Origin of the sequence: Clostridium magnum DSM 2767, assembly GCF_001623875.1 — a bacterium.
Lineage (GTDB): Bacteria > Bacillota > Clostridia > Clostridiales > Clostridiaceae > Clostridium_AM > Clostridium_AM magnum.
Window position 1 is genome coordinate 163,573 of the sequence record NZ_LWAE01000009.1, and the last position, 24,362, is coordinate 187,934.

A 24,362-nucleotide genomic window follows, 5' to 3' on the forward strand; every position below is an offset into this window, starting at 1 on the left:
ACATCTCCCTTTCATTCTTTTAATAAAGATTCTATATTTTTATGCCTTTAAAATACCCCTTTTAATGTATATATCAATTCTTAAAAACATATCACAAATATTTTACTTTATATTACATATAATAACCTCAATTATTATAACATATCTTTTGTGCAAACTCTGTATCAAAAATAATGTTTTATATGGTAATCACTGGCTAAAGCATCTGCCCTTATATATTATAGCAGAAACTAACTTTCAAACATATTAATTATCTTTTAACAATATAATAAATTATATTTACTTACTAAGGAGGTTTTTATTGTGCTGAAAAAAAACGTTAAATTTTTAATTGCAATATGTTTTTTTCTTTTGCCAATATATAATGATGTTCATGGGGCTTCCATAAAAGATATAGTATCTTCCGATCCCTTCAAGATATGGACAATAAAGTTTAATGAAAAAATCAACTTTGACAAATTGACCCAAAGCTCTATATCAGTATTAGATAGTAAAGGAAATTTAGTTCCTGTAACTTTATCCCTAGGTAAAGACACCAAATCCATTTTAATTAGTCCTCCATCAACAGGATATAACATAGATGAGTCTTATAAATTAAAAATAACTTCGAATCTTCATTCAGTAGAAAATAAGCATTTGAATGAGGAAAAAAACATTAATTTTAGTATAAAGAAGTACTTAACGGATAATGAAATAAAAGATGTTTTGAAAAACGTAGAAGATAACACTATTAAGATGTGCTATTCACGAAAAAATGATAAAATTTTAAATTCAGATGGTAAAGCCTACCTTGCCTTTACAGATGAATTTAACAGCGAAGAAAGAGTCTATAAATTCTTAAGAAACTACTATACCGATAAAATGAGTAAAGTAATGATGAACTATTTAGGAACTAGATACGTAAATAATAGTTATGCTGAACTTTGTGGTGACTGGGGGGAAAGCACCGATTGGAAGTCTATTGCCCTAATCAATAAACAATATCTAGATAGTAATACACTCCAATTTACCTGTGATTATTTCAATAAAAATAATTACTCAATAGACAATAAGCCTAATCCAAAACATTACTACTCTACTTATAAACTTAAATATGAAGATGGCAGATGGCTTGTAGACTACAATAGCAATTTTGAGTAATGGGGCAAGCCCCATTACTTATTTCTCTATCATATCCAACAACTGATTAAACCTTCTTATAGTGTCCTCTAATGGTTTAGGCGTAGTCATATCAACCCCTGCTTTTTTAAGAACATTTATAGGATACTCACTTGAACCACTCTTTAAGAATCCTTTATAAAGCTCCACTGCTGTTTCACCCTTTTCAAGTATTTCGTGGGCAAAAGAGTTAGCTGCTGCATAACCTGTGGCATATTGGTAAACATAAAAATCTCTATAGAAGTGTGGAATTCTCGCCCATTCAATATCTATTTCTTCATCTACAATCATTTCTGGACCAAAATACTTCACATTTAATTCATGCCAAATCTTTGATAGATCTTCTGAGGTAAGAGGTATTCCCTTTTCCATATTTTCATGAGTTACCTTTTCGAACTCAGCAAACATAACCTGCCTAAATACTGTAGTCCTAATTTGCTCTAGCTGCTGATTTATAAGGTAAAGTCTTTTATTTTTATCCTGTTCCTTATTAATTAAGTAATTAATCAACAGATTCTCATTTGTAGTTGAAGCAACCTCTGCAACAAAGAGAGAATAGTCAGCATAAACATATGGCTGAGTTTTTCTTGAATAATAGGAGTGAATAGAATGCCCCATTTCATGAGCTAATGTAGATACATCATTTAATTTGTTATCATAATTCAAAAGCACATAAGGCATAGTATCATAGTCACCGGAAGAATATGCGCCGCCTCTCTTACCTTTATTAGGATAAATATCTATCCAGCCTTCCTTTACCCCTTCTTCAAAAATATTTAAATATTCTTCACCTAAAGGTTTTAATCCTTCCTTTACAGTTTTTAGTGCTTCTTCAAATTCTATACTTATAGCAGGACTATCTATTATGGGAACATATAAATCATACATATGAATCTCATCTAATCCTAAAAGCTTCTTTTTTATTTTAACATATCTATGCAACGCTTCTATATTTTTATTAATAGTGTCTACAGTATTATGGTATACCTCAAGTGGAATATTATTAGGCTTTAAGGAACATTCTAAAGCACTGCTATAATTTCTAACTTTAGATATGAATACAAAGTTTTTAATGGAGGAGGTTAATGATGCTCCAAAGGTATTCTTATAATTTTTGTAAGTATTAAATAATGCTTTAAATGCATCCTTTCTCACTCTTCTATCCTTTGATTGTATGAACCTTCCATAGTTGGCCTCCGTTAGCTCTATATCATTATTATTTTCATCTTTGATGGTAGGAAAAGTCATATCTGCATCTGAAAGCATACTAAATATTTTATCAGGTGCTTGAAGACAATCTGATACTCCAGCTATAAGTTCTTCTTTTTCCTTTGTTAAGGTATGAGGCTTCTTTCTTAGAATATCCTCAAGTAAAAATTTATACATTTTAAGCTCAGGTACCCTTTCTACTTCTTTTTCAATAGTTCCCTCTGAAAGACTTAATATCTCTGGAACGAAAAAAGCTTGAATACTTTGTATTTCAGCAAAATAGGTATATATTTTATCTCTTAGAGCCTGAAATGTTGGATTTGCAGTATCCTCATCGCTTCTCAAATGAGCATAAACTGCCAGTTTTCCAGCAAGTCTTGATACCTTTTCTTCTAGTTTTAGATATTCTAGAAGTTCCTTTCCATTATTAAGTTTTCCAACATAGCTTGATAACTGCGGCACCATACCCTTTAGCTCATTGAAATCATTTTCCCATTTATCGTTATCTGCATATATTTTTTCAACATTCCATTTATATTTTTTCTCTACTTCATTTCTACTTTTTAAAGCCTTAACTTCTGACATAGTAACAATCTCTCCTAACTTATTAGATTTTGTTTAATTTTCTAAAAGAAGTTTTCCCATAATTTACTTTATTTATTATACCACAAAAACAAAAATAGCTACTAGCAAAGCTAGTAGCTATAGAAAATACTGATTAGTATCTCTTATTATTTCTTTGTTGTTTTCTTGCTCTTCTGCAATCTGGGCATCTTTGTGGTTCATTTTCGAAACCTTTTTCTTTGTAGAAAGCCTGTTCTCCTTCTGTGAATACGAATTCCTTACCACAATCTTTACAAGTTAAAGTCTTATCTGCCATTTAAACGTACCTCCGTTTTTTAAATTGGGTATCTAACAATTCACAATCAAAGCATTTTCCAAACTAAAAAGCGGAGAATGTTTTTTATGATATTAAATCCCTTACTATTTATTACTGAATTAGTATATCATAATATTTTACTTTAGTCCATATTATTTTTCATCTTTAAGAAATATTGTATTCAATGAGCAATTTTTCATTTTTGCTAATATGCTTTTTGATGTAATAGTTAAAACTTGACCACCATCTAGAAATGGTATTGGAACCAAATTAACTATTAATAGTGCCCCATTTACACAAAAAAGAATTTCCCATATACTAAGACCAATCAATATGTTATTTACACTATCTATAAAATTCTTCATATTTCCTTGTAAATAATGACTACTTAATGAAGTTACAGATAAAAAGTTTCTTATTGATTCAATCAATACTTTAAAGGAATAAGATATGCCTCTATAAGCTTGTATATACATAGATATAAGGCATACCATATAATTCATTAAGATACCTGCTAATATTATAATCCAATACTGTACTAAATTTACCTTATTTAATTCCTCTTCATCAGTTCCTACATAGCCTCCGATTGGAACTACTCTCAAATAGATCTTTGTTTCTTTAAAACAAAATTTTAATATATAAGGTCCTGTGCCAACGCAGCACTCCCTAACCTTTAAATTAAATATTTTGCTGGCAATATAATGTCCAAATTCATGCAGCGCCAATGATATATACATAATAGCTAAAACTCTGATGAAGTTCACAAAGGCTACCTCCTATGAAAGTCATACACCATATATTTATGTTTATGGCTTTCATTTTATGAGTTTTAACTATTGTTTTTAGTCTATTTGGAATAATCCAAATATCTCTTCCTCTGTTAATCCTGAAAAAACTTCTCCATTAGACAGTTCATCTCCCATTAATCCCGCTATAAGTTTTTTCTTCTCTTCTTGAAGTGCTACAATTTTTTCTTCGATTGTATCCTTAGCTATTATTTTTATAACCTCTACTACATTTTCTTGACCTATTCTATGTGCCCTGTCTGTGGCTTGCTCCTCTACTGCTGGATTCCACCAAGGATCAAAATGGATTACTATATCTGCCGATGTTAAATTTAATCCTGTTCCTCCAGCCTTTAAACTTATTAAAAATACAGAGTTTTCTCCTTTATTAAAGGCTTTTACCATATTCATTCTTTTCTCTGAAGGTATAGAACCATCCAAATAACTCAAGGAGATCCCTTCTTGGCTAATTCTCTTTCCAATATTCTTAAGTACAGATGTAAATTGAGAAAAAATTAGTATTCTATGCCCTCCGTTTATACTCTTATTAAGAAGTTCTACAAGCGCCTCTATTTTTCCGCTGCCACCGTTATAATCCTTCATTAATACAGACGGATCTAAACACAGTTGTCTTAGCTTAGTTATATAAGAGAGTATTTCTATTTTGCTATTTTGAAACTCATAATCCTTTACCTTCTTTTCAATAAGCTCCACTACGTAACTTGCATAGGTACTATAAACTTTCTTCTGCTCATCATCTAATGTAACCACCAATGTTTTCTCTATCTTATCCGGCAATTCCTTTATAACATCTTTTTTTCTTCTTCTGAGAATAAAGGGTTTTATAAGTTTATTTAGTTCTTCTAACACCTCTGGGCTTTCCCTAAGCTTCTTATGATACCTTACACTAAACCTCTTTTCATCGTATAGATATCCTGGCATTATAAAGTCAAATATTGACCATAACTCCATAAGAGAGTTTTCTATCGGTGTACCGGATAAAGCAAACCTTCTCTTTGCCTTTATATCTTTTACAGCAATGGCATTTTGAGAATTTGGATTTTTTATATTTTGTGCTTCATCTAATATGCAGTAATCAAAGTCTATGTTATTATAGCTTTCTAAATCTCTTTTTAATAGATTATAGGTGGTTATAATAACATCATAATTTCCTATATTCTTAATTATCTCTTCTCTATCTTCCTTTGATCCGTTAACAGCAGCTATAGATACCGTAGGTGCGAACTTCTCAAATTCACTTATCCAGTTATATATTAGTGATGTTGGCGCTACAATTAAGGACTTACTTCCTTTATTAGATAATATAAAGGTAATGGTTTGAAGGGTTTTTCCAAGACCCATTTCATCACCTAAAATGCCACCAAAACCCAAATAATCTAAAGTTTTAAACCAACTGTATCCTATCTTTTGATATCCTCTTAAGTTACCCTTTAAGTCCTGTGGCTCTTTATACTTCAGCTTTTCTATATTCCTAAACTTATCTTTTATCTCTTTTAATGCTGTTTTTCCTTTTATATATCTAATATTATTTTCGTCTAAATAATTATCAAGAAAGGCTCCTTTATTTTTAGCTATTTCAATATGATTATCATTTATATCTTCAGAAGAAACTACATTTAAAAGCTTTAAAAATCTATTGAGTTCCAATTCTTCTAAGTCAAGGTATTCTCCATTTTTTAATTTATAATATTTAATGTTATCTCTAAAGGCTCTTAATATATCCGCAGTTTCCTGTGGTGGAATATCTCCTATTTTAAAATTCATCTGGAAATAATCATATTTACCTGCTCTAATATCTCCTTTGATACCCTTAGCACCAATAGATTTTATTCCTTTGAAGTTTTCTGAATAATAAACTTCTCCCATTTCCCGAAGCTTATCTACTTCCTTTTTAAAAAATCTAAATATATAATCATCTTCCTTTATAAGATAAAATTTGTATTTTATTTCTTCAAAGCCTAATGCTCTTAGCTCTGCAATAACTTGTGCTTCCTTCCTAGTATCCCTGTAAACAATCTTTTCTTTATAATCTTGAAATACGTTAAACTCAAAAGCTCCATATTTGACCTTCAAAGTTAATGTAATATTATTATCTTCCTTATCAAAATAGAAGCTAAAATGACATTTATCTATTACTATTTTGTCTTTTATGGCCTTAGATAACGTAACATTGTTTGATAGAAAATTTAAATCTGGAATTAGTCTCCTCAATACATTTTCTTCCTCTAAATTTGAAATAGTCACCACCTTGGCCTCATTAAACACCTGAAGGTACGGGCTTATCTTATAACAAAATTGATATTCTGGAAGATATATAATTGTACCATACAGAAAAACATTATTCTTTGCACCTAAAACTGTTGGCATTCCCCTGATGATTTAAGCACATAGTTATCCTTTATAACCTTTAGATCAAAATCTATAGGTGGAGCCTGGTCTAAAATCTCTGTTTCCACAGGTCTATAGAAAAATCCTTCATTTAAATAGGCTCTGTGATCTCTTATAGTTTCACAAAACTCTCTAACTAGATATTTAGGAATATTTATGTACTTTCCATTTACAACCCCATCTCTACCACTGCTAGAATATTTGTATTTTCCCTCCATCTCCTTTAGCATCTCAATAAAATTTATAAGCCGTTTATCCTTTGTACTTAATCTTTGATTTTTCGTATGAAAAGTGAAATTTTTACTATAATTTATAGGTACATTATTATAATAAGCTGCTAAAAAATGATTAATATCCTTTAAAATATAGAGATTGCTAGAACTCATAGAATTAAGCCCTATTTTAAACTCAGTTGTAATATTATCATTCCATTGGTTTTTATTTATATAAACCTCTATTTTTATTTCTTCCTTGTCTTTTTCATCACCTAAAAGCATGTATAGCACATTACTTTTATTTTTAAATATCGACTGTTCTTCATCCTCTTCTTCTCCTATTAAAAGAGGATGTTTAATAAGCTTCTCTAATGCTTTATAATAGGTTGCAACCAGATGCTTGCAACAATAATTCCTTTTTTTAAATTCATTATTCTCATAATCTGAACAGCTGCAAAAGGTTGAAAAAATACTTTTTTTCTTTGAATCCATCTCAATTCTTGTATTATACTCATTAAAAAGATTTTCGGAAATAACATTACCATTTATACATATTAAAGTCTCTTCACTAGTAATGTCTAGAGAAGAGACTAAATCATTATTAAGAACCCTTTGACCTTTAGCATAGTTTTTACCACTAGTTTCTTCATTAAATATTTGTAATAACCTATCTTCTCTCAACGTATTTCTCCCTAATAATTTAAGTTTTTCAATCCTTTTATTATAGCATAAATTTCAATTATAGATGCAACTGTAACTAAAACATATTATAATTAGAAAATCGGCTATGGCCTATAATCCTCTTATAATTATAATTCAGCTGAAATTTTTATCAATTTGTATATACTAAAAATATAATTTTTTCAATTGAAACCAGCTAAATTGCCGCAATTCTTTTTATTGACAATTCTGATATTTCTTCAACATATTGCAAATGAATTTAATTATTTATATAATTGCATAAAGGACAATTATATAAAAATTGAATAGGGGGCAACATACAAATGAAATTTTCTAACAGAATTATGTCAATGGAAACTTCTCCAGTAAGAAAACTTATACCTTATGCTAACGGAGCTAAGGCAAAAGGCAAAAAAGTGTATCATTTAAATATAGGTCAACCGGATATAAAAACACCTGAATTATTTTTCGAAGCTGTAAAAAATTTTAGCGGAGATATTTTAACTTACTCTCCATCAAACGGAATTCCAGAATTAATTGATGCTATGATTCAATATTATAAAAATTATGACATCGACTTTTCAAAGGATGAAGTTTTAATTATGAATGGAGGAAGTGAAGCTCTACTCTTTACTCTTATGACACTACTAGATAAGGGTGATGAAATAGTAGTTCCTGAGCCATTCTATGCAAACTATAACAGCATGTTTCAGGTACTAGAAATAAATGTTGTACCTATAAGCACTAAAATAGAAGACGGATTCCATCTTCCATCAAAAGCAGAAATTGAAAAAGTTATTACTCCTAAAACAAAAGTTCTTTTAATTTCAAATCCAGCAAACCCAACTGGAGTAACTTATACTAAAGAAGAATTAGATGTTTTAGCAGCTGTTGCTAAAGAAAAAGACTTATTTATAATTTCTGATGAAGTTTATAGGGAATTCGTATATGATGGTCTTGAATATGAGAGCTTTGCATCTAAAGCAAAAGCAGATGTTAAAGATAGAGTTATAATAATAGACAGTGTATCCAAGAGATATAGCGCTTGTGGTGCTAGAATTGGTGCTGTTTTAAGTAAGAACAAAGATTTTATGGCTCAGTTATATAAGCTTTGTCAGGCAAGATTATCTGTTCCTGAATTAGAACAAATAGGTTCAGCTGCATTATATAAAACTCCTCAAAGTTACCTTGAAGAAGTTAACGAAGAGTATAAGAAAAGAAGAGATATTGTTTTCGATGCTCTTAACAACATGGAAGGCGTTGTATGTAGAAAACCTGAAGGAGCATTTTATTACATAGTAAAACTTCCTGTTGACAATTCAGAGAAGTTTGTAATCTGGCTTTTAGAAGAATTCGATATAGATGGAGAGACTTTAATGATGGCTCCAGCAGAAGGCTTCTATGCAACACCAGGCAGAGGAGTAAATGAAGTTAGAATAGCTTATGCTCTAAAAGCAGAAGATCTAATAAAATCAATGAAAATTCTAGAGGAAGCACTTAAGCAGTATCCAGGTAGAGTGCTTTAGATGAAGTGAAAACTTGAATCAGATGGAGTTTCAAACTCTATCTGATTCTTAGTTGAACGAATCCAGGGACATAACCGCTCGTGACGTACAGTTAAGCAGAGAGCCCAAATCTATGATTTGGTGCGAATCGCTTACTCCTCTGACGATAGGATGAGGAGTTTCGTATAAAGATGGGAGTATTAGAGCGGATAGTCATCGGATAAAACTTAAAAACTATAACAAGAAAACGTGCTAATAAACTAGCACGTTTTCTTATTATATAGAAAACTACGTAATTTAGAAAATAGAGTCAGCTCAAAGTATAATTTAAAAATTGATTTTTTTATTTCTCCACATATCCTGTAAAAAATTTATATTTTGTTTATAATTAGTTTAGAGAAAATAGAGAGCTACCCTTTAAAATAGTATTATGAAAGGCTTTCATATAAAAATAAGAATCAAAAGGAGATTATTCAAAATGAAGTTTAAGAAAAAAACAGCTATGTTTATAAGTTTTGCTTTAGGCACTACAATGTTTGCTACAACAGCTTTGGCTGAGGTAGTATCTAAAAATGGCTATGACCAATTAAAAGATTCTCTAAAATATACAGCAGAAAACTGTACTACTAAACTTTCAAACTATACTATGGAGGTATCCTTTGTTGTAAAGGACAATGGAAACACTATTTTTTCTGAGAGTTCAGTTAACAAATATGACGTATCAAAACAAGCTATGGAAAATACAAACTCAAGATTTGAGAATTCAACCAAAAGCGAATACTATTACTATGCCGACAAAAATTGCAACATAAATAAAGATGGTAAGCAAAATATTTACTTTATAACTGAGTATACAAGCCCTCGTGAGGTTCATTCTTTTACAAACCCCTTTAAAGAAAAACAAGCTGGGGATGTTGAAAGAATAGCAGATGCCCTTGTAGGTAATTTAAAGGATTCTGTTGTGGTTACTCAAAATGCAGATGGAAGCAAGCAGTTATCAGGTTCTTTAAGTGAATCACAAATTCCAGCACTTGTTAATGCAGTAGTATCTCTTCAATCTAAAAATGCCTTTGGCAATAACTCTAATAACAATAATATGCCTAAAATTACAAAAGATATATTTGTAAAAGAAGTTAAAGGAAATATGCTAGTAAACAAAGATGGCTTAATTCAAAGCGTTCTTGGCACTGGAGTGATTTCTGGTAAAGATGATAACGGTACAGAACATAGTTTAACTTTCGAATTATTAGGAAAGCTATCTAACATTAACTCAACTACTGTTAATAAACCTGATCTTTCTGATAAAAAAGTTGAAAAGAATTTAGAACAGGATTATAGTAAATTATCTAATCCTGAAAAATATATAGGAAAATATAAAACTGATATTTTAATAGAGAAGGATGGTAAATTCCAGAAAATCGGAGAAAGATTTATAGACATTACTGAAGTTACTTCTTCTGGTATTAGCGGAAGGTATTACGAGGAACATACAAAGGGTTATGAAGACTACGGAACTAATAAAAAAGATTTTAAGTTTGAAGCAAAGTTTGAAAAGGATAATGCTACTTATGGATCTTTTAGTAGTACAAGTTCCTCTACTGATGCTATCAAGGGCCATATATCTATTGAACAACATTCTGCAAAAATTTATTTTAACATGGATGAAGGCAGAAGAGGAAGCCTAATATTTGACGATCAATTTAGTAGAGTATTCAACTAGCATTGAAGCAAGATCTTAATTCAGATTGGGATTCTTTTACCCCATCTGAATTTTAGAGCTGCGAATGCATGGCTTACTTGGCGTTGAACTCCCACTTGAAGAAGTGGGAGACTTACGCCAAGTTAGTCCGGTTAAAACAACTTGCTGGTATTTTACCAGCAGGTTATTATTTAAAAATTTTATTTTGGAGGTATTATATAAATGGAAACGGTTATTGAAATTAAAAATCTTTCCAAAGTATATAAGAATGGAAGAGGTATAACAGATATTAATTTGGATATACATAAAGGTGATATTTTCGGATTTTTAGGACCTAATGGTGCTGGCAAAACTACTGCTATGAAAATTATGACTGGACTTGTAAAACCGGATAGTGGTGATGTTAAAATTTTGGGTCACAGTATTTTAGATGACTTCGAAAAAGCTATGGGAAAGGTAGGATGTATTATAGAAACTGCTGAATCCTATCCCTATCTGACAGCCTTTGAAAATCTAAAACAATTCTCAAGGTTTTATAAAGATGTTAATGATAAAAGAATAGAAGAAGTATTAGAGCTTACAGGACTTTTAGAATATAAAAATGAAAAGCCAAGAAAGTTTTCTCTTGGAATGAAGCAAAGGCTAGGAATATCAGCTGCAATTTTATCTAGGCCTGAAGTTGTTATATTGGACGAACCTTTAAATGGCTTAGATGTTGAAGGAATGATTGATATAAGAAATATTATAAAAGACCTTGCAGAAAAGGAAAAAACTACATTTTTTATATCTAGCCATCTTATTCATGATGTAGAGCTTACCTGTACCCATGTTGGCTTACTATACAATGGTAAAATGCTTAATGTTGATACTACTAAAAATATATTGAACAACTATGTTTCTCTTGAAAATTACTTTATTAGCGAGGTAGAAAGAAATGGTAGAATTTAAGGCAGCTCTTATTAATGAGATTGAAAAGTTATATAAGAAGAAGAAAGTTCTAGTTGCAGCATTGATATCACTTATTTTCATAATACTAGGACAATTGTCTATAACTATTTTACGTAGTGGTTTTGGAGTGAGAGGAACATCTAGTGTAGAATTTCCTTTACTTGTGCTTTCCGTAGTTGTTAACACAATTCTCCCACTATTCACTGCACTTGTTACCATCGATAGTTTTTCCGGTGAATTCGCTCAAAATACTATGAAAATTATGATTACAAGACCTGTTACAAGATTAAAGTTTTTCACTGCAAAAATAACTGCTATAATCTTATTTATCCTTGTAAATCTTATATTTGTAATGCTTTTTTCAACTATAACCGGCTTTATCTTTAATTCAAATTCCTATACACTACAGGGAATTATTAGAATATTAGTTTCCTACTTAGTAACATTAGTTCCTATGGTGGTCTTTTCACTTATTATAGTACTTTTTGCTAATATATTAAGAAGTGGAATAAGTGTATTTTTTGTATCTATTATGATTTTTATTATTTTTAAAGCTCTAGGAATCATTTTTTCAAGTTACTCTGGTCTTTTTTTTACAAGCATGATGAATTGGTACACTCTATGGATTATGGACAGCATTTCCTTTATGAAAATCTTTCGTCAGTTTATGATGATGTGCAGTTATGTTATACTATTATTTACAGGAAGTTATTATTTATTTGATAAAAAGGATTTTTAAGAACTATGCCTAAATGACTTAAAATATGCTTATTTGTACTAAAATCTAAAATTTCTATAAATCATATAAGGTGAAAAAAATGGATATTAAAAAACGTTTAATTATCTCTAATACCATAATAGCTGTAGTGCCATTAATTATTGTATGTTTAACAGCATTTATATTTATGCTCGTATTTTCTAAAGCTTTCAATAGGAATGTGGATTACAATAACTTCAAAAAACTTGCTGATACAAAATCTGAATTGTTAAGGTTAGTTAACCAGATATCAAAATCAGACCCAGAAAGCTTTGAAGATAGTAACTTTCAAAAATACTTACAGCAAAATCTTTCAAGTATAAATGGAGAAATTATAATAATAAAAAGTAACAATGTTATATTCTCATCAAAGGATATTAGCAAAATTGATATAGAAAAATGCTTACAGGATGTAAAAAATGAACCTTTTAAAAAGCCAATAGAAATTAACAATGTTTGTTACATGATTGAAACAACTCATATAAAATTTAAAGATGAATCTGCAGGTAATCTAATATTGTTAGCACCAATAGAAAAAAAATTTGATATTCTCCAGAACTTTATTATAGTAATTGTTAGTGCATTTTTTATTTCCTTTATAGCAATTAATATATTTATGTCTTATCTTTTTTCAAAGAGAATATTAAAACCAATCTCTCTTTTAAAAAAGGCTACAGCAGAGATTAGCAGAGGTGATTTAAATTTTGAAATTATAGAAAGTGGTGATAGCGAAATTAAAGAACTATGTGCTGATTTCGAAAAAATGAGGATACAACTAAAGGATTCTATTCGTATGAAAATGAAATATGATGATAATAGAAAAATGTTAGTTTCTAGTATATCTCATGATTTAAAAACACCTATAACTTCTATAAAAGGATATGTAGAGGGAATTTTAGACGGTGTTGCAAATTCCCCGGAAAAAGTAGACCGATACTTAAAAACAATTTATTCAAAAGCCGAACAAATTGATGTTATGATTGATGACTTACTTTTATACTCTAAACTAGATTTAAATCAAATTCCATTTAATTACGAGAAGACAGATATTATTGACTACTTTAATTATTGTATTCATGAAAGTAGTCCTGAGTTACAAAAATTCAACATAAAAATTCAATTAAAAAATTATTTGAAAGAGTCAAATTATGTTAAAATTGATAGAGAAAGAATGAGAAGAGTTATACTTAATATTATTGATAACTCTCGTAAGTATATGGATAAAGCTGAAGGTTTGATAACAATAATGCTTAGAGAGACTCATTCTAGCATTATTATTGAGCTAAGAGATAATGGGTCTGGCATTGATAAAAATGATATAAATAGAATCTTTGATAGATTTTACAGAGCAGACCTGGCAAGAACCGGTACAAAAGGTAGTGGACTTGGACTTGCCATAGCCAAGCAAATTGTAGAAGGTCATAAAGGTAAGATATGGGCTGTAAGCCACGAAAACGAAGGTACAAGTATTATAATATCACTAGCAAAAGTGTCTTAGAAGTGGAGAGAGTGTTTATGAAAAAAATTTTAATAGTTGAGGATGATTTGAGTATTGCTGAACTCCAAAAGGATTACTTGGAGCTTGCAGATTTTGAAGTTACCATATGTACAGATGGTGTGCAAGGGTTAAATGCTATAAAAGAAATGGAATTTGATTTACTAATTCTAGATGTAATGCTTCCAAAAATTGATGGCTTTAGTATTTTGAAAAGCATACAGGATGAGAAAGATATTCCAGTTTTAATGGTTTCAGCAAAGAAAGAAGAAATTGATAAAATCAAAGGCTTAAGTCTTGGGGCTGACGACTATATCACAAAACCCTTCAGTCCCAGTGAGTTAGTTGCTAGAGTTAAATCTCATATTCTAAATTATGAAAGAATAAAAAATAAATTTGCCTCAAAAGCTAAAAGTAGCACTATAGTAATAAGAGGATTAGAGATACTAAAAGATTCAAGACAGGTCTTTGTTAATGGCGCTGAAGCTAATTTAGCACAAAAGGAATTTGACATACTGCTTTATATGGCTGAAAACCCTAACAGAGTATTCAATAGAGATGAGTTGTTTGAAAAAATTTGGGGACTTGACGCTCTTGGTGATACAGCTACTGTTACGGTACACATTGGAAGAATAAGAGACAAAATAGAGTCATCTCCATCTAATCCACAATACATTGAAACAGTTTGGGGTGCTGGCTACAGGATTAGGGTATAAAGTTCGATCCTAATCCTACAACCCTTATATTTTCATTTTTCAAGACTTCTTAAAATTTTCCTATATTTTATTTTTCACTAAACAACGTTAAATTATCAAATTTATCTTTATTTTCTTGAACAACTTCTATAAAGGCTTCTGCAATCTTAGAATCAAATTGAGTGCCAGAACATCTTCTAAGCTCTTCAATTGCATCCTCGTAGGTTTTTCTGTTGCTATAGGGCCTATTAGACGTCATTGCATCAAAACTGTCCACTACCGTTAATATCCTTGTAAGGTATGAAATATCATTTCCTTTTAATCCTGAAGGATATCCTCTTCCGTCATATCGTTCATGGTGATGTAAAATTAAAGGAATTATTTGTTTTAAAGATTCAACCGGCTTTATAAGATCTACTCCATTAGCAGGATGCTGCTTTAACATTTCCCATTCATCATCGGTTAAGCGCATTTTCTTATTTAGAACATCCTTAGAAATATTTATCTTTCCAATATCGTGTAAATAGGCACCATATTTTAGAGTCTTCATTTCTTCCTCTGTAAGTCCCAATTTATTTCCTAACAGCTTTGCAAACATTACAACTCTTTCTACATGACCATATGTATACCTATCTTTAATATTTATTACGCTAATTAAGGTTTTTATTGATGTTATTAAATCTATATGTTCTGCTTCAATATCTTTTTTCAGTTCTTCTAGGACGGAGTAGTAAGTTTCCACTCTATTTTTATTGAAGAACTTGGCTCTATAAAGTGCATCATCCGAACTTTTAACTAACTCTATCTCATTGCTTGCTTTATCTGGAAAAGTAGCTACACCTAATGATATTGTAACTTGTCCATTAGGTTGATTCTCTTCCCCTTCAAACTCCCACCTTTCTACTTCTGTTCTAATTCTTTCCGCAACATATAGACAATCTTTTTCACTAGTATTGGGAAGTATAATTGCAAATTCTTCTCCACCATACCTAGCAACAATATCGCCAGCTCTTACAGAACTTTTTAAGATAAAACCTATTGTTCTTAATACTTCATCACCCTTTTGATGACCATAAAGGTCGTTATAGTGTTTAAAGTAATCAATGTCTGTAAATATTAATGAAACTGGAGATTTTTCTTTATCAGCTTTTTCAAGTATTTTTTTTAAGGCATCATGGAAAAATCTATGATTATAGACTTCTGTTAATCCATCTATATTTGCTAGATTAGTTAGGTTTTCAGTATATTCTTTTTCTATTTTAACATAGTATCCTAGTAGCCAAGCAGTTAGTATAAAAATGCTGCATAGTATTAGATCATTCTCAAAGTGTTGATTTACATTTGTGTTATCTCCATAAATTAAATCTATACCTAATACTGTCATTGATGATATAGTAGATACTACCATCCCTTGCTTTATTCCTGATTGTATTGTTGACGTAATAACAATAAATAAAAATAAAAGTTTATACTGACTTTCATGAGCTTCTGAAACAACAATTAAAATGGAGAATATTAAAATAAAAATTAAATCTTCAGTGATTTGTAATAATCTAGAGTTCTTAAATTTCAGTTTTTCTGTTGAAAAAAACATCCATATAATATAAATTAGAGCTATTACAAGAGTACCTACCCCAAGTGGAATCACATTTAAATAATCATTATTAGTCATAATAATAATATTTTTATCTCTAAAAAAATAGTTAAAAACTATGATTCCACAAAAAAGTAAACAAATTAACTTTACGATTGATACAATTTCAAACACCTTTTTTTGTCTATTACTTATAATTTTATTCATATATTCACACCTATTATGTTTCTAACTGTAAAATAATAAATATAAAGGTCGATAAATCGACCTTTATATTTATTCATCTCTTAAACACTTTGGCTCCTTTGGTTGATAAAAACCATATCCACAAGCAGAAGCTGATGTTGCAAGTGCAAAAAATGTAAATATAGATGCTCCTAGCATCATCATTGCTTTAAACATTTTGTTTCTCATTATTTTCACCTCCAAACTTTTCGGTAAGATATTTAAATAAAATATCTATTTTAAGTAACGCTAAACATCCTTTAGGTGTTAGGGTTATTACCTGCCATAGAACACCTGCATAAATACAATTCACAGTTATAAGCAAAAATTCCAACCCGATTATTAAATAACTAATTAGAATTACTATAACAACCGTAGCCAATGCATTGAGTACAAAAAAAGATTTTTTTTTCATTTTCTGTCTAGTTACCTCTTTTATAATTGACTTTGCCGTGCTATCTACAGGTGCATATTTATAGATTATATAGTAAGCTAGTAGAAAAGAACTAACTCCTATAGCCATAACTATTTTGTAATTAATATAGATACTAGTATATTTTATAATTAAAGCTAGTCCTACCGACACAATCGCTCCTATCAATGCACAGCGATTAGGCGAACTAGAATGAGCTCCACCAGAGTATTTTCTTAAAATACTAATAACAAAAGAAATAATAAATGCCTTTGCTGTAACACTAAATATTACTCCAAGTAGCAAAACCACAAAGATACACCATATAGTTTGAATTAGATTGAAAGCCCCGTAAGCAATAATCTCTTTCTGATCTTCACTTAAATTTAGGTACGATGATATTTTCAACGATAGACTATTTGACAGTTTTTCAATAAAAAACATTTTTACAACCTTTCTTACGTAAAACATTTGTATAAAATATTAGTGATATTATTAAACCAAATAACATTATAGACGGTAATAAATAGATGCACTTTTTTACAGGAGACTTAAATACAATATCAACATTAATGTTTAATAACTTTGTCAATGTAAAAACATTTATCCATTCACAAAGAAATAATATAATTGATGATATTAAACCCGCAGACATTGCTTTAACTATATCGATTTTGTTGATTTTTACCGATAACAAAACATAAATCACAAGTAGTATTATTGTATGTACTCCAAAGTGAATTGGGAGCATTCTTACAAAATATGTTGCCATCGCTAACAAAATAGAAGCTACACAAAAAAGTTTCTTTTCAACTTCTTTACTTGAAAAAGCATATCCCGCTAAAATAAGTATAAATGCTTCTGGTATAAGTCTTAAAAAGATTTCTATTGGCAATAATTTCAGCATAATTTACCTCGTTTTTATTATGTTAAATTTGTCATATACTAACTAATTATACCACATAATTTTTGCTAAGTGAATAAATAATGATAAAAACTGCCAATGATTAAATATTTTTGGCAGTTTTCATTATAAAATAAGTATGTAATTATATCTATATACTATTGTATACGACAATTATTCTATTTTTTCTTTATCATCAGACTTTGAACTGTTTGCCCAACATCTATCACATCTTAAACAAATTATTGAGGAGTAATCATTGCAATGAATACCATTTTTAGGACTAGGTGATTTAATATTCTTTATCAGTCTTGTTATATAGTTTATCTTTTCACCTTTTTCATTATTTTTATTTTTTCTTACAAAATTCATATCAAAACCTCCTTGTTTTATATAAATACAAAAACTTTTTCAAGATCTGCTGTTCTATATAATAAATAAGATACTCTTAATTATATATGTATTTAAATATTTTAACTATATTGTATAATAAAATCACCAAAAAAACCGTGATTAAAATCTTTTTTCTAATATTTATAAAAAGCGAATCTTAATATAACTTTAAGGTTTGCTTAAAAATTGCTGAGAGAATAGTAAATAAACTTTAAACAAAAAATAGTAATAATCTATATTGAAAGCATATAAATTAATAAGTTTATCCGATTAGGTTTGAAACCCCATATGATTCAAGTTTCATATCATAAATTAGATTTGGAGGTGAATAAAATAGATTATTTGGTATTTGATTTAGAATTTAACCAAGACTACAATCCTGCAAAAAAAGATAGAAATATAATTACTCCAAAATGTCCTTTTGAAATAATTCAAATTGGTGCTGTAAAATTAGATGAAAATCTGCAAACAATCTCTTTCCTAGATCGACTAGTAAAACCTCAAATATACACTACTATTAATCCATTTGTAAAAGAAATGACAGGTATCACAATGGATCTATTGGATACTGCAAAACCCTTTAAAGAAATTTATGAAGAATTTATTGAATTTACTACAGGTACTACAAGTATCTTATGTGTATGGGGAATGACAGATATGAGAGAATTATTTAGAAATATAGAATACCATGGTCTAGACATGTCTCCGATTCCAAAAGAATATATTAATCTTCAACTTTATGCATCTAAATATTTCAATTGCTCAAAAGGAGTTAATATTGGACTGCATAATGCAATAGAGCTATTACATATTCCTGTAAAAAAGCAATTTCATAATGCTTTTAATGATGCTTGCTATACTGTTGAAGTTTTCAAAAAAATATATAATAAAGATATTAAACCTTGCATTTATAATCCAAATAAATATATAAGGAGAAATACAGATAATAGTGAAAGAAAAAAATCGATACCTATAGATTAATAAAGCAGTTTGAAAAAATGTTTAATAGAGAAATGTCTACTGAAGAACAGTCAATAATCAAGCTGGCCTATATGATGGGTAAAACTAATCAGTTCCAAACAGAAATATGTAATAATTTAAGTATAAAAAAAGATAAGAAGTAACTTATCATTACTTCTTATCTCTATGGTGGACCTTCAGGGACTCGAACCCCGGACCTACCGGTTATGAGCCGGTTGCTCTAACCAACTGAGCTAAAGATCCATATTTACCTGGCGACGACTTACTCTTCCACACAGTCTCCCGTGCAGTACCATCAGCACTGTAAAGCTTAACCTTCGTGTTCGGAATGGGAACGGGTGTTACCTTTACGTCATAATCACCAGATTTATTTAGTTGAGAGTTAAGAATTAATAGTTAAGAGTTATGGTTGTTTTTTCTCCTAGCGTCGAAAAAACGATAATTATACTAACTAATAACTTTATACACAATAAATTATTAACTCTTATGAGAATATTATTCTCTGAAAATTGCACAGTGATAAGTATAGCTTTTTTATATAGAGCTTAATTAATTTAAATTTTAGATTTTCACATTAGTGAAAATCATCATTAACTCTTAATTCTCAACTCTACACTGTTAACTATTTTTTGGTCAAGCCCTCGACCTATTAGTATTAGTCAGCTGAACATGTTACCATGCTTACACCTCTAACCTATCAACCTTGTGTTCTTCAAGGGGTCTTACTAGCTTATGCTATGGGAAATCTTATCTTGAGGTGGGCTTCACGCTTAGATGCTTTCAGCGTTTATCCCGTCCTGACATAGCTACCCAGCTGTGCTCCTGGCGGAACAACTGGTGCACCAGAGGTCAGTCCATCCCGGTCCTCTCGTACTAAGGACAGCTCCTCTCAAATTTCCTACGCCCGCGACGGATAGGGACCGAACTGTCTCACGACGTTCTGAACCCAGCTCGCGTGCCGCTTTAATGGGCGAACAGCCCAACCCTTGGGACCTACTTCAGCCCCAGGATGCGACGAGCCGACATCGAGGTGCCAAACCTCCCCGTCGATGTGGACTCTTGGGGGAGATCAGCCTGTTATCCCCGAGGTAGCTTTTATCCGTTGAGCGATGGCCCTCCCACGAGGAACCACCGGATCACTAAGCCCGACTTTCGTCCCTGCTCCACTTGTTTGTGTCGCAGTCAGGCTCCCTTCTGCCTTTGCACTCTTCGAACGATTTCCAACCGTTCTGAGGGAACCTTTGGGCGCCTCCGTTACTTTTTTGGAGGCGACCGCCCCAGTCAAACTGCCCACCTAACAATGTCCCGTGACCAGTTTCATGGCCGCCGGTTAGAATCCCAGTACTGTCAGGGTGGTATCCCAAGGTTGACTCCACAAAGGCTGACGCCCTTGTTTCTCAGTCTCCCACCTATCCTGTACAGACAATACCGAAATTCAATGCTAAGCTACAGTAAAGCTCTACGGGGTCTTTCCGTCCAATCGCGGGTAGCGAGCATCTTCACTCGCAATACAATTTCGCCGGATTTGTTGTCGAGACAGTGCCCAAATCATTACGCCATTCGTGCGGGTCGGAACTTACCCGACAAGGAATTTCGCTACCTTAGGACCGTTATAGTTACGGCCGCCGTTTACTGGGGCTTAAGTTCATACCTTCGCTTGCGCTAAGTATTCCCCTTAACCTTCCAGCACCGGGCAGGCGTCAGCCCCTATACTTCAGCTTTCGCTTTAGCAGAGACCTGTGTTTTTGCTAAACAGTTGCTTGGGCCTATTCTCTGCGACCTACTTGCGTAGGCACCCCTTCTCCCGAAGTTACGGGGTCAATTTGCCGAGTTCCTTGACAACAATTCTTCCGCTGGTCTTAGGATTCTCTCCTCACCTACCTGTGTCGGTTTGCGGTACGGGCGCCAACATCCTCCATAGAGACTTTTCTTGGCAGCGTGGAATCAGATACTTCGCCCATAAGGGCTCCTCATCACACCTCAACATTGACTAAACGGATTTGCCTGCCTAGTCTGTCTAGATGCTTAGACGCACATCCAATAGTGCGCACATCTTATCCTCCTGCGTCATCCCATTTGTAATAACGTCAGTTGGCGGTATCGGAATATCAACCGATTGTCCATCACCTACGCCTTTCGGCCTCGGCTTAGGCCCCGACTAACCCTGAGCGGACGAGCCTTCCTCAGGAAACCTTAGGTTTTCGACCAATAAGATTCTCACTTATTTCTCGCTACTTATGCCAGCATACTCACTCCTGTACAGTCCACCGCTCCTTACGGTACGACTTCAACCCATACAGGAAGCTCCTCTACCACTGATACTTACGTATCAATCCATAGCTTCGGTGGTAAGTTTTAGCCCCGGACATCTTCGGCGCAGGATCTCTCGACTAGTGAGCTATTACGCACTCTTTAAATGAGTGGCTGCTTCTAAGCCAACATCCTAGTTGTCTTAGAAATCCCACATCCTTTTCCACTTAACTTACACTTTGGGACCTTAGCTGATGGTCTGGGCTGTTTCCCTTTTGACCACGGATCTTATCATTCGTAGTCTGACTGCTTTGATTCAAGTATATGGCATTCGGAGTTTGATAGGGTTCAGTAACTGTTGTCAGCCCCTAGCCCATTCAGTGCTCTACCTCCATTACTCATTCAAAACGCTAGCCCTAAAGCTATTTCGAGGAGAACCAGCTATCTCCGAGTTCGATTGGAATTTCTCCGCTATCCACAGCTCATCCCATGGTTTTTCAACACCAACGTGGTTCGGTCCTCCACGGAATTTTACTTCCGCTTCAACCTGTCCATGGATAGGTCACCCGGTTTCGGGTTTACGACATGCAACTCTTTGCCCTATTCAGACTCGGTTTCCCTTCGGCTCCATACCTTAAGTATTTAACCTTGCTACACATCGTAACTCGCTGGCTCGTTCTACAAAAAGCACGCCGTCGCACATAAAAGTGCTTCGACTGATTGTGGACACACGGTTTCAGGTTCTATTTCACTCCCCTTCCGGGGTTCTTTTCACCTTTCCCTCACGGTACTGCTTCACTATCGGTCACCAGTTAGTATTTAGCCTTGGGAGGTGGTCCTCCCTGCTTCCCACAAGGTTTCACGTGTCTCGTGGTACTCTGGATTAGACCTGACTGCTCTTTTCTTTCACTTACAGGGCTTTTACCTTCTACGGCGGAGCCTTCCAGCTCTCTTCAGTTAAAAAATCGCAGTATTTATGGTCTATCCGCAACCCCAGGAACAAGTTCCTGGTTTGGGCTCTTTCCCTTTCGCTCGCCGCTACTTAGAAAATCGATTTTTCTTTCTCTTCCTCCGGGTACTTAGATGTTTCAGTTCCCCGGGTATACCTCTATAAACCTATGAATTCAGTTTATAGTACATTACGTTAGTAATGTGGGTTGCCCCATTCGGAAATCTCTGGATCACTGGCTATTTGCGCCTACCCAAAGCTTATCGCAGCTTATCGCGTCCTTCTTCGGCTTCTGGTGCCAAGGCATTCACCATGCGCCCTTTGTAGCTTGACCAATATTGCTCATATTTCTATGAGTTTGATTAAAGTTACAAAAGTTTTATTATATATTACATAAGTAGTTTTACCTTTAGCTTTACTTTTTTATGTTAACAATTGCGTTGTTTAACTAATTCACTGTGCAATTTTCAAAGAACAATTTGAAGGTTTTAATCCTTCAAAATTAAACAGAGGCTAAACCAGTCTTTCAGACAGCATTACCTGTCTGTATTATCCTTAGAAAGGAGGTGATCCAGCCGCAGGTTCTCCTACGGCTACCTTGTTACGACTTCACCCCAATCACTAACCCCACCTTCGGCCGCTGGCCCCTTTACAGGTTACCTCACGGACTTCGGGTGTTGCCAGCTCTCATGGTGTGACGGGCGGTGTGTACAAGGCCGGGAACGTATTCACCGCGACATTCTGATTCGCGATTACTAGCAACTCCGGCTTCATGTAGGCGAGTTGCAGCCTACAATCCGAACTGGATAGGTTTTTGAGTTTTGCTCCACCTCGCGGTCTTGCATCTCTCTGTACCTACCATTGTAGCACGTGTGTAGCCCTGGACATAAGGGGCATGATGATTTGACGTCATCCCCACCTTCCTCCCGGTTAACCCGGGCAGTCTCACTAGAGTGCTCAACTTAATGGTAGCAACTAATGATAGGGGTTGCGCTCGTTGCAGGACTTAACCTAACATCTCACGACACGAGCTGACGACAACCATGCACCACCTGTCTCCCTGCCCCGAAGGGCTTCATGCATCTCTGCACTATTCAGGGGATGTCAAGTCCAGGTAAGGTTCTTCGCGTTGCTTCGAATTAAACCACATGCTCCGCTGCTTGTGCGGGCCCCCGTCAATTCCTTTGAGTTTTAATCTTGCGATCGTACTTCCCAGGCGGAGTACTTATTGTGTTAACTGCGGCACAGAAGGTTCGACCCTCCTACACCTAGTACTCATCGTTTACGGCGTGGACTACCAGGTATCTAATCCTGTTTGCTACCCACGCTTTCATGCCTCAGCGTCAGTTACGGTCCAGAGAATCGCCTTCGCCACTGGTGTTCTTCCTAATCTCTACGCATTTCACCGCTACACTAGGAATTCCATTCTCCTCTCCCGCACTCTAGATATCCAGTTTGAAATGCAGCACCCAAGTTAAGCTCGGGTATTTCACATCTCACTTAAATATCCGCCTACGCATCCTTTACGCCCAGTAAATCCGGACAACGCTCGCCACCTACGTATTACCGCGGCTGCTGGCACGTAGTTAGCCGTGGCTTCCTCCTTTGGTACCGTCATTATCGTCCCAAAAGACAGAGCTTTACAACCCGAAGGCCTTCATCACTCACGCGGCGTTGCTGCATCAGGCTTTCGCCCATTGTGCAATATTCCCACTGCTGCCTCCGTAGGAGTCTGGACCGTGTCTCAGTTCCAATGTGGCCGATCACCCTCTCAGGTCGGCTACGCATCGTCGCCTTGGTGAGCCTTTACCTCACCAACTAGCTAATGCGCCGCGGGTCCATCTCAAAGCGGATTACTCCTTTAATTAGTTCTTCATGCGAAAACTAATGTTATGCGGTATTAATCTCCCTTTCGGGAGGCTATCCCCCTCTTTGAGGCAGGTTACCCACGTGTTACTCACCGTCCGCCGCTAATCCACCCCGAAGGGCTTCATCGCTCGACTTGCATGTGTTAGGCACGCCGCCAGCGTTCGTCCTGAGCCAGGATCAAACTCTCAATTTAAAAGTTTGAATGCTCATTACTGTTTTACTCACTACTAATTATAGTAGTTAAAGAATTGCTGGTTTAGTTTATTTAATAAAAGTCATTTTGACTTTCAACCTCTGTTTAATTTTCAAGGATCATGTCGCTATCTCGACAGCTTATTTAGTTTAT

General features: G+C 33.5%; 15 protein-coding genes, 1 tRNA gene, 3 rRNA genes and 2 pseudogenes. 8 read left to right on the forward strand and 13 right to left on the reverse strand.

Annotated elements, in window-relative coordinates; all coding sequences use genetic code 11:
• Positions 1-303 precede the first annotated feature (303 nt).
• Positions 304-1,140 carry a DL-endopeptidase inhibitor IseA family protein gene (locus CLMAG_RS25515; protein ID WP_066629426.1) on the forward strand — a complete coding sequence of 279 codons (837 nt, stop codon included), beginning with the start codon at positions 304-306 and terminating at the stop codon, positions 1,138-1,140.
• Positions 1,141-1,158: 18 nt separating this feature from the next.
• Here the strand turns inward: CLMAG_RS25515 and pepF are convergent, their stop codons facing one another.
• The 4 genes and pseudogenes from pepF to CLMAG_RS25535 all read right to left on the reverse strand — a co-directional run bounded on the left by pepF (position 1,159) and on the right by CLMAG_RS25535 (position 7,340).
• Complete coding sequence (gene pepF, locus CLMAG_RS25520) at positions 1,159-2,952, reverse strand: oligoendopeptidase F (protein WP_066629429.1); 1,794 nt, start codon at positions 2,950-2,952, stop codon at positions 1,159-1,161.
• Between the two features lie 133 nt (positions 2,953-3,085).
• Positions 3,086-3,247, reverse strand: coding sequence for a zinc-ribbon domain-containing protein (locus tag CLMAG_RS25525; protein WP_066629432.1), 162 nt, complete (start codon positions 3,245-3,247; stop codon positions 3,086-3,088).
• A gap of 152 nt (positions 3,248-3,399) precedes the next feature.
• Positions 3,400-4,014: a site-2 protease family protein gene (locus CLMAG_RS25530; protein ID WP_066629445.1), complete on the reverse strand. Its 615-nt coding sequence runs from the start codon at positions 4,012-4,014 to the stop codon at positions 3,400-3,402.
• A gap of 78 nt (positions 4,015-4,092) precedes the next feature.
• Positions 4,093-7,340: pseudogene (locus CLMAG_RS25535) on the reverse strand (DEAD/DEAH box helicase).
• Between the two features lie 323 nt (positions 7,341-7,663).
• Between CLMAG_RS25535 and CLMAG_RS25540 the strand changes: the two are divergent.
• The 6 genes from CLMAG_RS25540 (at position 7,664) to CLMAG_RS25565 (ending at position 14,460) form a co-directional block, all read left to right on the forward strand.
• Positions 7,664-8,866: a pyridoxal phosphate-dependent aminotransferase gene (locus tag CLMAG_RS25540; RefSeq protein WP_066629449.1), complete on the forward strand. Its 1,203-nt coding sequence runs from the start codon at positions 7,664-7,666 to the stop codon at positions 8,864-8,866.
• Between the two features lie 457 nt (positions 8,867-9,323).
• Positions 9,324-10,565: a hypothetical protein gene (locus CLMAG_RS25545; protein WP_066629452.1), complete on the forward strand. Its 1,242-nt coding sequence runs from the start codon at positions 9,324-9,326 to the stop codon at positions 10,563-10,565.
• A 201-nt stretch (positions 10,566-10,766) separates the two neighbouring features.
• The gene (locus CLMAG_RS25550) at positions 10,767-11,492 is read left to right on the forward strand and encodes an ABC transporter ATP-binding protein (RefSeq protein ID WP_066629454.1); all 726 of its coding nucleotides are present in this window, start codon (positions 10,767-10,769) and stop codon (positions 11,490-11,492) included.
• Positions 11,479-12,231, forward strand: coding sequence for an ABC transporter permease (locus tag CLMAG_RS25555; RefSeq protein ID WP_066629456.1), 753 nt, complete (start codon positions 11,479-11,481; stop codon positions 12,229-12,231). The genes CLMAG_RS25550 and CLMAG_RS25555 overlap by 14 nt, the downstream gene beginning before the upstream one ends.
• A gap of 79 nt (positions 12,232-12,310) precedes the next feature.
• Positions 12,311-13,747 (forward strand): sensor histidine kinase, encoded by a 1,437-nt coding sequence (locus tag CLMAG_RS25560; protein WP_066629459.1) that lies wholly within the window; start codon positions 12,311-12,313, stop codon positions 13,745-13,747.
• 17 nt (positions 13,748-13,764) lie between these two features.
• Positions 13,765-14,460 (forward strand): response regulator transcription factor, encoded by a 696-nt coding sequence (locus CLMAG_RS25565; protein ID WP_066629461.1) that lies wholly within the window; start codon positions 13,765-13,767, stop codon positions 14,458-14,460.
• 67 nt (positions 14,461-14,527) lie between these two features.
• Here CLMAG_RS25565 and CLMAG_RS25570 read toward each other — a convergent pair whose 3' ends face one another.
• The 5 genes from CLMAG_RS25570 to CLMAG_RS25585 form a co-directional block, all read right to left on the reverse strand.
• A complete protein-coding gene (locus tag CLMAG_RS25570; RefSeq protein WP_066629463.1) occupies positions 14,528-16,240 on the reverse strand; it encodes an HD-GYP domain-containing protein in 1,713 nt (570 codons plus the stop codon).
• A 69-nt stretch (positions 16,241-16,309) separates the two neighbouring features.
• Complete coding sequence (locus tag CLMAG_RS31150; protein ID WP_073393245.1) at positions 16,310-16,447, reverse strand: cyclic lactone autoinducer peptide; 138 nt, start codon at positions 16,445-16,447, stop codon at positions 16,310-16,312.
• Positions 16,428-17,114, reverse strand: a complete 687-nt coding sequence (locus CLMAG_RS25575) for an accessory gene regulator ArgB-like protein (RefSeq protein WP_066629465.1) — start codon at positions 17,112-17,114, stop codon at positions 16,428-16,430. Before CLMAG_RS25575 ends, CLMAG_RS31150 begins: the two co-directional genes overlap by 20 nt.
• Positions 17,101-17,577, reverse strand: coding sequence for a hypothetical protein (locus CLMAG_RS25580; RefSeq protein ID WP_066629474.1), 477 nt, complete (start codon positions 17,575-17,577; stop codon positions 17,101-17,103). The genes CLMAG_RS25575 and CLMAG_RS25580 overlap by 14 nt, the downstream gene beginning before the upstream one ends.
• A gap of 171 nt (positions 17,578-17,748) precedes the next feature.
• Entirely contained in the window at positions 17,749-17,946 is a 198-nt protein-coding gene (locus CLMAG_RS25585; protein ID WP_066629477.1) for a hypothetical protein, read from the reverse strand.
• A 354-nt stretch (positions 17,947-18,300) separates the two neighbouring features.
• On the opposite strand from CLMAG_RS25585, the pseudogene CLMAG_RS25590 reads away from it, so the two are divergent.
• Positions 18,301-19,091, forward strand: a pseudogene (locus CLMAG_RS25590) (3'-5' exonuclease).
• Positions 19,092-19,114: 23 nt separating this feature from the next.
• On the opposite strand, the gene CLMAG_RS25595 reads toward CLMAG_RS25590, so the two are convergent.
• From CLMAG_RS25595 to CLMAG_RS25610, 4 genes are all read right to left on the reverse strand, one after another.
• Positions 19,115-19,191: transfer RNA gene (locus CLMAG_RS25595), tRNA-Ile, on the reverse strand.
• A 6-nt stretch (positions 19,192-19,197) separates the two neighbouring features.
• Positions 19,198-19,314 (reverse strand): 5S ribosomal RNA (gene rrf / locus CLMAG_RS25600).
• 263 nt (positions 19,315-19,577) lie between these two features.
• Positions 19,578-22,481: ribosomal RNA gene (locus CLMAG_RS25605) — 23S ribosomal RNA — on the reverse strand.
• Positions 22,482-22,706: 225 nt separating this feature from the next.
• Positions 22,707-24,209, reverse strand: a 16S ribosomal RNA gene (locus tag CLMAG_RS25610).
• The 16S, 23S and 5S rRNA genes sit together here with 1 tRNA gene alongside, the layout of an rRNA operon.
• Positions 24,210-24,362: the final 153 nt, after the last annotated feature.